The organism is Promicromonospora noduliphila, from assembly GCF_056951025.1.
Genome location: NZ_CM167806.1, coordinates 3,113,783 through 3,127,685, shown reverse-complemented (window position 1 = coordinate 3,127,685; position 13,903 = coordinate 3,113,783). Strand labels below are relative to the sequence as shown.

Annotated in this window: 14 protein-coding genes; 2 read left to right on the top strand and 12 right to left on the bottom strand. The window is 72.7% G+C overall.

Annotated elements, in window-relative coordinates:
• Positions 1–8 precede the first annotated feature (8 nt).
• From AC0QU1_RS13695 to AC0QU1_RS13670, 6 genes are all read right to left on the bottom strand, one after another.
• Complete coding sequence (locus AC0QU1_RS13695; RefSeq protein WP_483569921.1) at positions 9–1,688, bottom strand: MinD/ParA family ATP-binding protein; 1,680 nt, start codon at positions 1,686–1,688, stop codon at positions 9–11.
• 112 nt (positions 1,689–1,800) lie between these two features.
• Positions 1,801–3,225, bottom strand: coding sequence for a rifampin monooxygenase (gene rox, locus AC0QU1_RS13690; protein ID WP_483569919.1), 1,425 nt, complete (start codon positions 3,223–3,225; stop codon positions 1,801–1,803).
• Between the two features lie 171 nt (positions 3,226–3,396).
• Entirely contained in the window at positions 3,397–4,467 is a 1,071-nt protein-coding gene (locus tag AC0QU1_RS13685) for an IS110 family RNA-guided transposase (RefSeq protein WP_483569918.1), read from the bottom strand.
• A 318-nt stretch (positions 4,468–4,785) separates the two neighbouring features.
• Entirely contained in the window at positions 4,786–5,256 is a 471-nt protein-coding gene (locus tag AC0QU1_RS13680; RefSeq protein ID WP_483569917.1) for an HNH endonuclease, read from the bottom strand.
• Positions 5,257–5,753: 497 nt separating this feature from the next.
• Entirely contained in the window at positions 5,754–7,028 is a 1,275-nt protein-coding gene (locus AC0QU1_RS13675) for an arginine deiminase (protein WP_483569915.1), read from the bottom strand.
• 79 nt (positions 7,029–7,107) lie between these two features.
• On the bottom strand, positions 7,108–7,866 hold the full coding sequence (locus AC0QU1_RS13670; RefSeq protein ID WP_483569913.1) for a VIT1/CCC1 transporter family protein: 759 nt from the start codon (positions 7,864–7,866) through the stop codon (positions 7,108–7,110).
• 346 nt (positions 7,867–8,212) lie between these two features.
• On the opposite strand from AC0QU1_RS13670, the gene AC0QU1_RS13665 reads away from it, so the two are divergent.
• Both AC0QU1_RS13665 and AC0QU1_RS13660 read left to right on the top strand, forming a co-directional pair.
• Positions 8,213–8,446 (top strand): DUF433 domain-containing protein, encoded by a 234-nt coding sequence (locus tag AC0QU1_RS13665; protein ID WP_483569911.1) that lies wholly within the window; start codon positions 8,213–8,215, stop codon positions 8,444–8,446.
• Positions 8,443–8,805, top strand: coding sequence for a DUF5615 family PIN-like protein (locus tag AC0QU1_RS13660; protein ID WP_483569909.1), 363 nt, complete (start codon positions 8,443–8,445; stop codon positions 8,803–8,805). Before AC0QU1_RS13665 ends, AC0QU1_RS13660 begins: the two co-directional genes overlap by 4 nt.
• Here AC0QU1_RS13660 and AC0QU1_RS13655 read toward each other — a convergent pair.
• The 6 genes from AC0QU1_RS13655 to AC0QU1_RS13630 form a co-directional block, all read right to left on the bottom strand.
• On the bottom strand, positions 8,690–9,403 hold the full coding sequence (locus AC0QU1_RS13655) for a DUF1684 domain-containing protein (RefSeq protein WP_483569907.1): 714 nt from the start codon (positions 9,401–9,403) through the stop codon (positions 8,690–8,692). The two genes, AC0QU1_RS13660 and AC0QU1_RS13655, sit on opposite strands and share 116 nt — an antisense overlap.
• Positions 9,404–9,464: 61 nt before the next feature.
• Positions 9,465–9,920, bottom strand: a complete 456-nt coding sequence (locus tag AC0QU1_RS13650; protein WP_483569906.1) for a nitroreductase/quinone reductase family protein — start codon at positions 9,918–9,920, stop codon at positions 9,465–9,467.
• A gap of 152 nt (positions 9,921–10,072) precedes the next feature.
• Complete coding sequence (locus AC0QU1_RS13645; protein WP_483569904.1) at positions 10,073–10,981, bottom strand: M23 family metallopeptidase; 909 nt, start codon at positions 10,979–10,981, stop codon at positions 10,073–10,075.
• Positions 10,982–11,084: 103 nt separating this feature from the next.
• Entirely contained in the window at positions 11,085–11,948 is an 864-nt protein-coding gene (locus AC0QU1_RS13640) for a patatin-like phospholipase family protein (RefSeq protein ID WP_483569903.1), read from the bottom strand.
• Between the two features lie 50 nt (positions 11,949–11,998).
• On the bottom strand, positions 11,999–12,820 hold the full coding sequence (locus AC0QU1_RS13635; protein WP_483569901.1) for an ABC transporter permease: 822 nt from the start codon (positions 12,818–12,820) through the stop codon (positions 11,999–12,001).
• Positions 12,817–13,881, bottom strand: a complete 1,065-nt coding sequence (locus AC0QU1_RS13630) for an ATP-binding cassette domain-containing protein (protein WP_483569899.1) — start codon at positions 13,879–13,881, stop codon at positions 12,817–12,819. The genes AC0QU1_RS13635 and AC0QU1_RS13630 overlap by 4 nt, the downstream gene beginning before the upstream one ends.
• Positions 13,882–13,903: the final 22 nt, after the last annotated feature.

The window sequence follows — 13,903 nt, the reverse complement described above, 5'->3', positions numbered from 1 at the left end:
GCCCGGGGTCAGAAGCCCCGCGCCACGGCCGCACCCGCCGCGAGCCAGGCGCGGCGGGTGACCGGCCGCAGCGAGCGGTAGACGAGCTGACCGTCCACCATGGCCGGGTCGAACGGGATGGTGACCACCTCGCGCGCCAGCGAGCGGTACCCCTGGGCGACCCGGCGCATGTCGGCGGGGGTCGCCTTGGGGTCGGACTGGCTCACCACCACGACCGCCTTGCGGGCCAGCTCCGCCATGTGCTCCCCGCGGTTCGCGAGCGCCTCCAGGAGCAGCGCGCCGGCCTCCGCGTGGTCGTCGCGGGTGCTGGTGGCCACCACGAGCTGGTCCGTGTGGTCGATCATGCGCAGCCACATCGGGTCGGACTCGTCGTTGCCGGAGTCGATGAAGATCATCCGGTAGTACTTGGCGAGCACGGCGTGGATCGCGTCCACGTCCTCGGACGAGATGCGCTGCTCGTGCGCCAGGGCCATCGGCTTGGAGCGGAGGACGTCGAACCGGTCGCGCGACTGGTGGTGCACGAACCAGGCGAGGTCGGCAAGCTGCGCCGTCGGGCCGAGGAAGTGCTCGGTCTGCGGGATCATGTCGAGCAGGGTCGCCTCGTGCGGGCCCTGCTCGGTGCGCCAGCCCAGGGTGCCGCGCGTCTGGTTGTTGTCCCAGGCGACGACGCCGGAGCCGCCGTGCGAGGAGAAGACCGCCGACAGCAGCACCGTGGCCGGCGTCTTGCCCGCTCCGCCCTTGCCGTTCACTATCGAGATGGTGCGCGGTCCTGGCCAGTGCTGGCTGACGACCTGCTCGTCCGCGCGCTCGGCCCGTTCGGCCTCGTTGGGCCGCACCCGGAAGCCGATCCGCGCCAGCGCGCCGCGCACGCCCCGGGTGGCCGGCTCGTCGAGCCGGTCCTGCATGAGGAACGAGCGGCGGTTGTCGTGCCGTGCGCCGTCGGGGCGGACGCTCGGGCCGAACGGGGACTCGCCGTAGGCGTCCGGCGCTGCGTGGGTGTCCGGCGCCGGCGGCGCCGTGGTCTCGAACGCGCCGCTCCGGCTCTGGGCCGGCTGCCCGAACGGCGCCGACTGCGCGCCGCGGCCCATGACGCTCATCCGTTGCGGCTCGGCGGGCTCGGCGGACGGCGGGGCGCCGGGCGGCATCCGGTCGGCGAGCTGCTCGGGCGCGGGTGCCTGCACCGACATCGGGAGGGGTATCGGCACCGACAGGGGCGCGGACAGCGGTACGGCGCCCGGTACCACACCGGACCGCCGGACGGGGACCTGGTCGGGCATGCCGTTGCGCAGGTGACCCGGCTGGGAGCGCGCGGCGTGGTTCGGCACCGGACCGGACATCGGACCGGACATCGGCGGCGCCGACAGGTGCGCGGGTGCCACCGGCGTCGGCAGGCTCGCCGCCAGCGCGGCCTGGGCGGCCTGCGCGGCGCCCACGCCGCCGTCCTGCACGATGCTGCCGTCCGGGTAGACGGTGAGGCCCGTGGGTCCCTCGGGACCCTGGGCCTGGACCTCGACCGCGAGCCCTATGCCCGCCGAGTACTCCATGATGAGGCGCATCACCTCGCTGCGCGCCTCGCGCAGGCTGTCCCGGTAGACGGGCACCATCTGGCCGTCGATCGTCACGCGGCCCGAGCCGTCGTCGCGCACGACGGCCTCGGCGCGCGGCCATCCAGCGGTTTCGACGCTCACTGCGCGCCCCCTTCCTTCTCGCCGGTCATCGTCGTGGCGGTGGACGCGGACAGAGTACCGGTGACTTTCACCCGCCAGGTTTCCGCCCTGGTCGGAGTGGGGCGCTCACCGCTCAGCGGGCGGCGCCGAACCACCTGGACATCGCCTCGACCAGCCCGGCCTGGTCCTCGCCCACCCAGGCCACGTGACCGTCGGGCCGCAGCAGCGCCGCGGGCACGTCCGGCGCCGCGCCGCCGTCGGCGACGTACCGGACCCGGTCGGCCCACCCGTCGGCCGAGAGCCGGCCGGTCCGGTCGAGGAGCAGGCCGTGGCCGCTGTGCATCAGCTCGTAGAGGCGGCCCTGCCCCAGGTCGACGTCGCGCAGCCGCCGGCCGAGCAGCTCGTGCCCGTCGCCGAGGTCGTAGCGGACGCCGATGGCCGTGACCTGCCCGATGAGGTACCGGGTCACCTCCTCGAAGTCCATGAGCCGGGACAGCAGCCGCCGCGCGGCCTGCGGGCCCGGGGCCAGGGACATCAGCTCGCTCTGCGCGCGGGTGTTGTCGAGCACGTCGGCGGCGACCGGGTGGCGTTCGGCGTGGTAGCTGTCCAGCAGCCCGTCCGGGGCCCAGCCGCCGACCGTCGCGGCCAGCTTCCAGCCCAGGTTGAACGCGTCCTGGAGGCCGAGGTTGAGGCCCTGCCCGCCGAGCGGCGGGTGGACGTGCGCCGCGTCGCCGGCCAGCAGCACCCGGCCGACCCGGTAGCGCTCGGCCAGCCGGGTGGCGTCGCCGAACCGGGAGAGCCAGCTCGGGGAGTGCGCGCCGAAGTCGGTGCCGGCGGTCGCCCGGAGCTGCCGCGTGAGCTCCTCGAGCGTGGGCGGGACCCTCGGGTCGTCCGCCACCCCGGCCGCCGGCACGACGACGCGGAACCTCCCGCCCTCGACCGGCCCGGCGCCGAACCCGAGCTGGGTCTTGCGGACCTTCGCCGTCACGGCGGCGACGGTCTCGGGCGGTGCGGTCAGCAGCACCTCGCCCAGCAGCCACTCGGTCGTGGCGGGTTCGCCGGGAAAGCCGACGCCGAGCAGCTTGCGCACCGTGCTGCGGCCGCCGTCGGCCCCGACGAGGTACCGCGAGCGCAGCCGTGTACCGTCGGCGAGCTCCGCGGCCACGCCGTCGTCGTCCTGGCTCAGCCCGACGAGCTCGTGGCCGCGCCGGAGCTCGGCGCCGAGCTCGACGGCGTGCTCGGTCAGCAGGCGGTGCACTACCGGCTGCGGGATGCCCAGCACATAGGGGTGGGTGGTGTCGAGCCCGTCGGGCACCGGTTTGTGGATGCCGGCGAAGTGGCCCCCGACCGGGTACGGCGTGCCGAGCGCGAGGAACCGGTCCAGCAGGCCGCGCTGGTCCAGCACCTCGACGCTCCGCGCGTGCAGGCCGAGCGCGCCGACGACCCTGGTCGGTCGCTCGTCCCGCTCCAGCACGACCACGTCCACACCCCGCAGCCGCAGCTCGGCCGCCAGCATCACGCCGGTCGGTCCGCCGCCCACCACGATGACGTCATGCATGAGAAGTCCCCCGTCGCTCGGTGGACCCGCCACCTCGGACCCGGGCGACGAGTCTGCGGCACCACGGGGGTCTTGCCGCAAGACCCCGGGTGCGCTATAGGTTGAGAGTGGCGGGGAGCTGCGTTCTCCTCGCCTTTGGTGTGCCCGGGGAGCAATGACAAAAGGACGCTCCTATGGTTGGTCAAGCTGTGAGGGGGCGTGTTCGAGGCGGCGGTAGAGGTCGCGGGCGATGTAGCGCTTGAGGCAGCGTTTGATCTCGCGGGGTGTCTTGCCCTCGCTGGTGCGGCGGGTGACGTAGTTGCGGGTGGTTTGGTGGTATCGGGTCTGTGAGACGGCGATGGTGTGCAGGGCGCGGTTGAGCTGCCGGTCGCCGTATCGGTTCAGGCGGTAGCGGGTGGTCACGTGCCCGCTGTTGGCAGGGATCGGTGCGGCTCCGGCGAGCATCGCGAACGCGGCCTCGGAGTAGACGCGGCCCGGGTGGGACCAGGCGCACAGGACCACCGCGGCGGTGATCGGTCCGACGCCGGGCAGGTCCAGCAGGTCCGGCCGCCAGGCACGGACCAGGGCCAGGATCGCTTGGGCGTGCTGGTCGGCCTCGGTGGTCAGGGTCTGGGCGCGGCGGGCCAGGGACCGCAGCACGGTCACGGTGGTGCGGGTCTCGACGTCCCAGGACGAGTGGACGCGCAGAGCGGCGGCGGTGGTGAGCATCTGCGGGACCTTCATCCCGCGGAACTTGTCGCGGATCTGCTCGGGAGCGGCGATGACTAGGCTGAACACCTGCCGTTGGGCGTTAGTGGATGCTTCGACGGCGGAGCGGCGGGCGGCCAGCAGGACCGACAGGGCCTGCCGGTCCCCGCCAGAACGCGGGGTCCCGAGTCGGGTCCGGGACAAGGCCTCTCGGGCGGCGCGGGCTGCGTCCAGCGGGTCGGACTTGGCGCCGTTGCGGCGGGCGGGCCGCTGGGGGCGGTCGAGCTCGACGACGACCTCACCACGGTCGGCCAGGACCCGGGCCAGGCCCGCGCCGTGGCCGCCGGTGCCCTCGATCGCCCACGCTCGCAGAACGCTGTGCTGGTCGGCCAGCTCGACCAGCCGGGCGTAGCCGGTCGAGGTGGTCTGGACGGCCAGCTCGGCCAGGACGCGGCCGGTGCGGGTGTCCATGACGGCGGCGGTGTGCGTGTCCACGTGGGTGTCGACGCCGATCACGACGTCGACGGCTTGACGTAGATCGGTAAGACTGGTCATGCGTTCTCTCCTGCCTGGGACGGGACGCGAGGGTTCCGGTCCGGGGCGGAGAACACGGCAGGACTGTGATGGGACACGCCCGGCGCCGCTAACGCCGGGCGGTCAAGCTCCTGATCAGGCCAGCTGCTCCGACCGGGCCGGGGCCGGCAGCCATGCGTGGACAAGTCCTTTTCAGGGCACGAAGCCAGTCAGTTGAAGAGTCACACGCACAGCCACCAGCCCACAGCCCAGCACCATCAGGCTGCGAAAGCGATCCTCACAGTCAGGTGGCCGGCAGCTCGGACTGCCGGTCACCTGACCTCTACCGGTCTCACACGATCAGGCCGCGCGCGCCGCCCGGAGCCGGATCGCGCGGGCGTACTCCGCCCGTGGGACGTGCGGCGTCACGTGGAGCACCATGCCGGCCTCCGCCGGGGTGCGGTCCGCCTTGTGCGAGTTGCACGCGTAGCAGGCGGCCACGAGGTTCATCCACGTCGAGGGGCCCCCGCGCGACCGCGGCAGGATGTGGTCGACGGTCTCGGCGGGGCCGCCGCAGTACGCACACATACCGTCGCGCCGTTTGACGCCCTGCTTGGTGCACGCGGGCGCCCCGCCCGACTTGTAGAGCCACCGCATCGTGACGTACCGGACCAGGCGCAGCACGCGCGGTAAGGGGAACGGCCCGAAGGAGCGGCCGTCGACCGCCTCCTCCACGACCGCGACCTCGCGCACGAGCATGTGGATGGCGTGCCGGACCGATACCCGGTGCAGCGGCTCGTAGCCGGCATTGAGGACTAGGACGTCGGCCACGGGCCTGCTCCTTCCGGTGAGCTTGTCGTTCTCGGTTCTGTCATTCGTTCGGTAGTGCTTTACAGACCCGGGACGACAAGAGCCGCCCGGGAACAGTTCTCCCGAGGCGGCTCACGTTCACTGGTCCGGCCGAGCCGGATCAGGAGCGTATGGCGCCCCGTATGGCCTCGCGGCCGTCCCAGAGGTGCTGCGCAATAGTGGGGTAGGACGACGCCGTGGCAGCACTGACCTTGCACGGGCCGGAGGCCTGGAGCGCAATGCTGGTGCGAACCATCGTGGATCTCGTCCTTTCCCGTCTCGTCGGATGTGGCTGGTATCGGTGGTCGGGCAGGCGCTGCGGACACACCACCTACCCGCACGGCATAAGGTCCGTGTGTGAAGAAAGGTACAACGAGGACTTGGCAGCGTCTATGGCTTTTCCGGAACTGCAACCCAAGGATGCATCAAATGCCCGGCGCGGCGTCGTACGACGGCGTGTCGCGCGCCGCCGGCGGCGGCTACCAGCTCACGGGTTCCCGGATGATCGGGCAGGTCATGCAGTGGCCGCCGCCGCGGCCGCGGCCCAGCTCGCCGCCGGCGATCTCGATCACCTCGATGCCGGCCTTGCGCAGCAGGTCGTTCGTGGTGGTGTTGCGGTCGTACGTGAACACGACGCCGGGCTCGACGGCGACGGAGTTGTTGCCGCTGTCCCACTGCTGCCGTTCGGACTCGTAGACGTCGCCGCCGGTCTCGATGACCCGCAGCTCGCCCAGCCCCGAGACCTGCCCGACGACGTCGAGGAAGGCCGACCCGCCGGCGTCGGCCACGGACACGCCGAGCGGGCCGGAGTCCGGGCGCAGCACGAACGGGTGCACGCGGTCCACGATCCGTGGGTACACGGTGACGGTGTCGACGTCGACGAACGTCATGATCGTGTCCAGGTGCATGGCCGCGCGCAGGCGCGGCATGCCGGCCACGACGATCTGCTCGGCCGCACCCGCCTCGAAGAGCGAGGCGGCGACCTGCGTGATCGCCTGCCGCGAGGTGCGCTCGCTCATGCCCATCAACACGGTGCCGTTGCCGATCGGCATGATGTCGCCGCCCTCGAAGGTGGCCTCGCCGTGGGCGGTCTCCGGGTCGCCCCACCACACGCGGCTGCCCACGTAGTCGGGGTGGAACGTGTAGACGGCCTTCATGAGCAGGGTCTCGTCGCGGCGCGCCTGCCAGTACAGCGGGTTCAGGGTGAGGCCGCCGTAGATCCAGCACGTGGTGTCGCGCGTGAACAGGGTGTTGGGCAGCGGGGGCATGAGGTACTCGCGCGTGTCGGGGCTGACGTCGGCGAGTGCGCGGAAGCCCGGCGGCAGCTCCGGCACGTCCGCGACGGCCAGGCCGCCGATGAGGTACCGGGCCAGCTCGTGCTCCGGCAGGGACTCCAGGTACTCGCGCGTCGCCTCGACCAGGCCGTTGCCCACGATCTCCGGCACGATCTTGCGGTCCAGCAGCCAGTCGCGCGCCCCTGGCACGCGCAGCGTCTCCGCGAGCAGCGCGTGCAGCTCGACGACGTCGACGTCGCGGCCGCGCAGCTCGGCCACGAAGTCCGCGTGGTCCTGCTGGGCGCGCTCGACCCACAGCACGTCGTCGAACAGCAGGCCGGCGGAGTTGGACGGCGTCAGGCGCTGGTGCGCCAGGCCCGGCGCGCAGACCAGGACCTTGCGCAGGCGGCCGACCTCGGAGTGGACGCCGTACGCCGACGAGGGTGTGCCGGACGGCGGAGCGATGTCGATGGTGTTCATCGGGCCACAACCGTACGCGATCGGCCCCCCGGAACGGCCCAGGACGGGGCCGGTACCGGTGTGGTCGTCGGTCGGGGGATCACCCCGCCGCCGTCGTGCCGAGCAGGGAGCCCACGGCGAACGTCGCGCCCAGGGCGAGCGCACCGCCCAGGACCACGCGCGCGGTGGCGCGCACCCGTGGTGCGTCGCCGATCCACGCGGCGGTCCAGCCGGTCCCGGCCAGCGCCGCCAGCACGACGACGAACGTGGCGCCGACCCGCCACGGCTCGGGGATGAGCAGCACGGCGGCGAGCGGAAGGACGGCGCCGGCGGTGAACGCGACGGCCGAGGCCAGCGCGGCGTTCCAGGGGCTGACCACCTCGTCCTCGTCGATGTTGAGCTCCGCCTCCAGGTGCGCCGAGAGGGCGTCGTGCTCGGTGAGCTCGACGGCGACCTGGCGGGCGGTTGCGGGGGAGAGGCCCTTGGCCTCGTAGAGCCCGGCCAGCTCGGCGAGCTCCTCCTGCGGCATCTCGGCCAGCTCGGTGCGCTCCTTGGCGATGAGGGCCTTCTGGGTGTCGGCCTGGCTGGAGACCGACACGTACTCGCCCAGCGCCATCGAGATCGCGCCGCCCACCAGGGCGGCGAGCCCGGCGGTGAGGATCGGCCCGGTCTGCGCGGTGGCGGCCGCGACACCGACGGCGACCGCCGCGACCGACACGATCCCGTCGTTGGCGCCCAGCACGCCCGCGCGCAGCCAGTTCAGCCGCTCGGCAAGGCCCTCGGCGTGCGGCTCGTCGGCATGTCCGACGGCGGGGCGGGGCGCGTCGGTGCGATCCGTCTCGGACGGTTCGGTGGTCATGGCCTCAGGCAACCAGGAGCGGGCGCGGGACGCCAACATCGCGGGAAGGGCTGGGTAGCCTCACCTTTCTGGCGGGGTCCGTCACACGTCTTTGCGCGTTGCGCATATGCACTGATTCGCTTCATCTGCTGCAAACAGGCGACGTCGCTGGCAAAGTCGAGGCGTTCAAGGACAGAAAGGTGTGTGACAGATGGCTCGTTCATGGAATGAGGTGAAGGCTGACGCCGTGACCGCTGGGCTGGGCGGGGCGCATGCGGCTGAAACTGGGGCCGAGACGCATGAACGGAGCCGTGCCATTCGGGCAATCGACGGTGGTGCCGCGCACCTGCATGGCTACCATGGGGATATGTCTCGGCTTGAGCGCATCACATCCGACCCGCAGGTGTGCCATGGCCAGCCGGTGCTACGCGGGTTGCGCATTCCCGTGCAGACGGTGCTGGAGCTGATGGCAGCGGGAATGACGTCGCAGGAGATTCTCGAGGACTACCCGGACCTGACGGCCGAGGATCTGCTGGCCGCGCTGGAGTTCGGCGCCCTGTCGGCGGGTGGGCACACGGTCGTGCCGCTGAGTGCGGCGTGAAGTTTCTCGTCGACGCACAGCTCCCGGCACGGCTCGCGAGATTCCTGAACGACAGCGGGCACGACGCGGCCCACACGAGCGATCTGCCGGACGGCAACTTCTCGACCGATCAACAGGTGACCGAGGCAGCCGACCGCGAGGATCGGGTCGTCGTGTCCAAGGACGCCGACTTCAGGATCAGTCACCAGCTCAAAGGGGCGCCACGCCGCCTTCTGGCTGACGTGGTCGCCCACGATCCGGTTCCTACGATCGTGTGCGCTCGCCCACCGGGATCGGGAGGTCCAGCGTGTTGCCCGGCTGCGCGAGCGGGCAGGTCCACGCCGGGTCGTAGGCGCAGGACGGGTTGTAGGCGAAGTTGAGGTCGAGCACCAGGTCGCCCACGCCGTCGTCGTACGCGCCGTCCGCCCCTCCGGACGCGCTGCCGGTGTGCCCGAGCCAGGCGCCCTTGATGGTGTCCAGGAGGTAGCGGCCGCCGCCGTAGGTGCCGCCGGGGGTGCCGGCGAGCGCGTCCTTGACCGGCACGAACAGCCCGCCGCCGTAGGAGGCGAGGCGCCAGACGTCGAGCGTGCCGAGGTCGCCGAGGGTCTCGTGCCGCAGGGCCACCGTGCCGAGGAGCTCGAACGGGACGATGCCGTCGGTCCCGGTCGGGACGTCGAGGCGCCGTGGCGCGCCGTCGGGGCCGGGCTCGGCCGGCACGATCGGGGCGGTCAGGCGCCAGGACGGGTCGTACGGGGCCACCGACAGGCCGGTGAAGCCCGGCCGGTCCTCCGGCAGCAGGGCCGACGCGGGATGGGTCGCGAAGAGCTCGTCGCGTGCGGCGACCCAGTAGGCGTGCGCGGCGGCGGGGTCGTCCGCTGCACGGGCGCGGACCTCGGTGTACAGCGCGAAGACACGCCGCCGCCAGTCCGCGGTCCGGAGGGCTGTGACGGCGGGGGAGATGGCGGCGGCGTGTGTCATGGTCCCGACACTACATACTGCGCGGGCGGTGACACGGGCACCCGCAGGCCGGGAAGATCCTTCAGGGCCGGGGCGTCAGCCGGATGACGGGGATCTCCCGGTCGGTGGCCGTCTCGTACTTCTGGAAGCCCGGCGCGTCGGTGGTGATCTGCTGCCAGGCCCGCTCTCGCTCTGTGCCGTGCAGCTCCTGGGCGGTCACGGGTACCTTGCGGCCCGCCAGCTCGACGGTCACCTGGTCCGGGTTCGCCGCGATGTTGAGGTACCAGGCGGGGTTGGCCTTTCCGCCGGCCGCCGTCGCCACGATCAGCCAGCTTCCGTCGGGGTCGGTGAAGTAGCCGACGGGCGTCTCGCGGGCCTGCCCGCTCTTGCGCCCGACCGTGGTCAGGACCAGGAGCGTCATGCCCATGGTCTGGCCGCCCGTGCGCCGGGCGCGCCACATGATCAGCTTGTTGAACAGACGGACGGACCGGCCGGGCTGCCTGGCGCCCCGGGTACCGGTGGGATGGGTGAAGCTCATGGGCTGCCTCCGTGTGGGCACATAGTTCGTGCCACAGACTGTACACGGTGGTAACCAACATTCCTGACAAGTAGTCCGGCCAGGGCCATGGCCCCCGAGGACCGCACGAACCGCGGAACCCCAGGGGCCATGGAGCGTGCCGGCGCCGAGCGTCAGCCGCAGTGCTCGAACGGGCTGGTGTAGCTCGTGCTGCCCACGGAGCCGCCCCACCTGACGCAGGTGCCGGGCGCGGACCGCTTGACGGGCCCCGCGTAGTACGAGTAGCTGCCGGAGTCGGTGGTGCGGGAGGAGCCCTCGGGCTCCAGGAACGCCGAGACGGCCGTCGGGGTGCCGAGGTTGGTGGACTTCAGCGTGACCACGCAGTTGTAGCCGGTGCCCGAGTTGTACAGCAGGTAGGTGCGGCCGACGGTGCCGAGCGCCGCGGAGTCGATCACCGCGAAGCCGCTGCCGCACACCTCGGTCGGGGTGTACGGGTTGCTCCCGCCGCCGCAGGCGTTGGTGCTGGTGACGGCCTTGCGCTGGCCGAGAGAGACGGTCACGCCGTCGACGGTGGGCGAGGTGTCGACCACCCCGGACGAGCTGCGCTGCTCGTAGTGCAGGTGGGGCGCGGACGAGCCGCCGGTGGAACCGACGGTCCCGATGACGGTGCCCTGGCTGACCGACATGGTCTGTCCTGGCGCGCGCACCATCGTGGCGAGGTGGGCGTACCGGGTGCGGGTGCCGTCGCTGTGCACGATCTGCACCCACTGGCCGTAGCTGGTGCTGCCCTCGTTGTCGAAGGTGGCGGTGCCGCCGGCCGTGGCGCGGACGGTCTCGCCGTTGATGGCGTCGTCACCGTAGGACTGCCAGTCGATGGAGCCGGACGGGTTGTGGCCGGGGCTCCAGTTGTTGGCGTAGAACGTCTTGCCGCAGTTGAACGGCGACTTGTGGGAGATGGCCTGCACGCCGACGTCGTCGGTGGAGGCGGACGCCGCCGGCGCGGCGACGAGGGTCAGGGCGGCGACTGCCGCCAGCATCCAGTGCTTCGAGGTCCTTCGGCGGAACGGGGAGATGACAGACATGGTGCTCTCCATCCTCGGGGTCTGACTCTTGGCCTGACGCCCGAAGGCTGACAGGTCCGCCCGAAGGTGCCCATGGGTAGCGCTCCCCCTGGACAGCGGCCGGCTAGGCCCAGACCGCGGCCAGGGCCGCCGCCTGGGCCCGGCCCACCGCACGTCCTGCCGCCGCCGACGGCGCACGCGTCGACGGCGACAGCGGGTTGGTGCCGAACGCCTCGATCGAGGCGTCGTCGGCGCCGATCATGAGGACCTTCGCCGGGGCGAGGCCCGCGAGCTGGTCGGCGGCCGACGGGCCGAACGGCGACGGGGTGCCCTCGCGCTGCGGCGTGACGACCAGCACGCGGTCCGCGCCCGCCGCGAGGTCCACGTTCGCCACCGAGCGCATCCCGCCGTCGATGTAGCGGCTGTCGCCGATGGTCACCGGCGGCCACACGCCGGGCACGGCGCAGCTCGCGGCCACGGCGTCCGTGAGCCGCACGCCCGAGTCCCGGCGAAAGACGGTCAGCTCGCCCGACTCGGCGTCGACCGCCGTGATCGCGAGGTCCCGGTCCGGCCACTCGGCGCTCGGCAGGCGCGCCTCCTGCTCCCTCAGGCGGGCCGCCTCGTCGGTGGTGGGCGCGGCCAGCGCCATCGCGCCGATCCGGCGCCGCACCTCGGCCGGCTCGGGCGCCCTGCCGTCGGCGGCCGGCTGCAGCGCGGCGGCCCAGCCCGCCATCATGGCGGCCGCGTCGAACTCCACCTCGATCTCGGCCGTCTCGGGGGCGAGCTGGGCCGCGTACAGCGCCTCCAGCGGCGTGCCGCTCGTGACCTGCGCAGCCACCGCGGCCCCCGCCGACGTCCCGACCACCCGGTCGGCGCCGATGACGAGGGACGCGAGCTCCGCGTCCTTGTCGGCGATGCCCTGCAGCACACCCAGCTCCCAGGCGACGCCGGCCACGCCGCCTCCACCCAGTACCAGTGCGTCAGTCATGATCCGCACTGTACGTCGGGGTCCCGAGCGAGGCGCGCGGGCCGTCCGGGTCAGTCCGCCGAGCGGACCATCGCGCGCACGCCGACGGCCAGCCCGAGCGCGGCCGTGGCCACGGCCGCGACCCAGCCCCAGGCCACCGCCGCCGAGGCGAGGTCACCCGCGAAGGCGGCTCGGCCCGAGTCGACGACGTACCGCAGCGGGTTCACCGTCGACACGGCGCGCATCCACGCCGGACCGGTCTCCAGGGGCAGCAGCATGCCGGACAGCAGCATCACCGGGAACAGGACGGTCTGCTGCACCACCCAGAACATCCACTCCTGCTTGCGCACCGCCAGCGCCAGCGCGTACGACAGCGAGCCGACGCCGATGCCGAGCACCGCGAGCTGCAGCAGGGTCAGCACCGCGCCCACGGGGTCCGGGCGCAGGCCGAACGGCAGCATCACGAGCAGCACGACGGCGGACTGGGCCACGATCGGCACCATCTCCTTCAGGGCGCGGCCCACGAGCTGCGCCGGGCGGGACAGCGGGGTGACGAGCATCCGCTCGTGCACGCCGGAGGAGAGGTCGAGCTGCAGGTTGGAGCCCGTCACGGACGTGCCGAACAGCGTGGTCATCGCCAGCACGGCGGGCACGAACCACAGCCAGACGTCGCCGCCGAGCGTGCCGCCCGCCGAGCCGGCGAGCAGCGGGCCGAACAGGCCGAGGAAGACCAGCGGCTGGATGAGGCCGAAGACGAGCGAGAACGGGTCGCGGACCACGGGCCGGAGCTCGCGGACCAGCACGATCCGCGTGTCGCGCAGGAAGCCGCGCCGGGGGAGCGGCCCGGTGGCCGGGGTGGGCGTCGTGTCGGGGGTCAGGGTCGCGGCGCTCATGCCAGGACCTCCTTCTTGGTCGTCTCGCTGGTGGTCGTCTCGCGGGTGGTGGAGGTGTCGACGCCGGCGGCGTCGGCGGGGACGTCGACCGACGTCTCTCGGAGGCTGCGGCCGGTCAGGGCGAGGAAGACGTCGTCGAGCGTGGGCCGTACGACGTCGACGCGGGTCACGTCGAGGCCCGCCGCGTCGGCCGCGCGGAGCAGCCGCGGCGTGGCGCCGGGCCCGTCCGCGGTGCGGATCTCGACGGCGGCGGCCCCGCCGTCGGCCCGGGTGCGGACCGAGCGGGTGCCGGGCGCGCGCTCCGCGACTACGGCCAGCGCCGCCGCGTCCTCGTGGGACGACGTGCCGAGCGTGACGAGGTCGCCCGCCAGCTCGGCCTTCAGGGCGTCGGCGGTGTCGTCGGCGATGACCTGCCCGTCGTCCACCACGATCACCCGCTCGGCGAACGTGTCCGCCTCGTCGAGGTAGTGCGTGGTGAGCACGATGGTCATGGGCTCGGCGGCGGTGGTGCGCATCCGCAGGATGTGCGCCCAGAGGTTGGCGCGGTTGTGCGGGTCGAGGCCGGTCGACGGCTCGTCGAGGAACAGCAGCGACGGCTCGTGGACCAGGCCGATCGCCACGTCGAGGCGGCGCTTCTGCCCGCCGGACAGGCTGTCGACCTTCCGGTCGGCCTGCTCGGTCAGGTCGAGGGCCTCCAGCAGCTCGCCGGCGCGGGCCCTGGCCGCGCGCCGGTCGAGGCCGTAGATCTCGCCCTGCGTCACGAGCTCGTCGCGGACGAGCTGGGCCGCGCCGCCCGCGCCGCCCTGGCCCACGTAGCCGATCGCCGCGCGGACCCGGTCGGGGTGCGCGACGACGTCGTGCCCGGCCACCTCCGCCGTGCCCGACGTCGGCGGGATGAGCGTGGTCAGCATGCGCAGCGTGGTGGTCTTGCCTGCGCCGTTGGGGCCGAGCACGGCCACCAGCTCGCCCGGCTCGACGTCGAGCGAGATGCCACGCACTGCGTGGACGGTACGGGTGCGGCTCACCACGAAGTCCTTGGTGAGCGCTCGGGTGCGGATCACGGTTTCTCCTTCTTGCGGTCGG

Coding starts and splice junctions, on each gene's coding strand:
- rox (WP_483569919.1), bottom strand. CDS start 3,225: ATGCATGACGTCATCGTGGTGGGCGGCGGACCGACCGGCGTGATGCTG.
- AC0QU1_RS13685 (WP_483569918.1), bottom strand. CDS start 4,467: ATGACCAGTCTTACCGATCTACGTCAAGCCGTCGACGTCGTGATCGGC.
- AC0QU1_RS13675 (WP_483569915.1), bottom strand. CDS start 7,028: ATGAACACCATCGACATCGCTCCGCCGTCCGGCACACCCTCGTCGGCG.
- AC0QU1_RS13670 (WP_483569913.1), bottom strand. CDS start 7,866: ATGACCACCGAACCGTCCGAGACGGATCGCACCGACGCGCCCCGCCCC.
- AC0QU1_RS13665 (WP_483569911.1), top strand. CDS start 8,213: ATGTCTCGGCTTGAGCGCATCACATCCGACCCGCAGGTGTGCCATGGC.
- AC0QU1_RS13655 (WP_483569907.1), bottom strand. CDS start 9,403: ATGACACACGCCGCCGCCATCTCCCCCGCCGTCACAGCCCTCCGGACC.
- AC0QU1_RS13650 (WP_483569906.1), bottom strand. CDS start 9,920: ATGAGCTTCACCCATCCCACCGGTACCCGGGGCGCCAGGCAGCCCGGC.
- AC0QU1_RS13645 (WP_483569904.1), bottom strand. CDS start 10,981: ATGTCTGTCATCTCCCCGTTCCGCCGAAGGACCTCGAAGCACTGGATG.
- AC0QU1_RS13640 (WP_483569903.1), bottom strand. CDS start 11,948: ATGACTGACGCACTGGTACTGGGTGGAGGCGGCGTGGCCGGCGTCGCC.
- AC0QU1_RS13635 (WP_483569901.1), bottom strand. CDS start 12,820: ATGAGCGCCGCGACCCTGACCCCCGACACGACGCCCACCCCGGCCACC.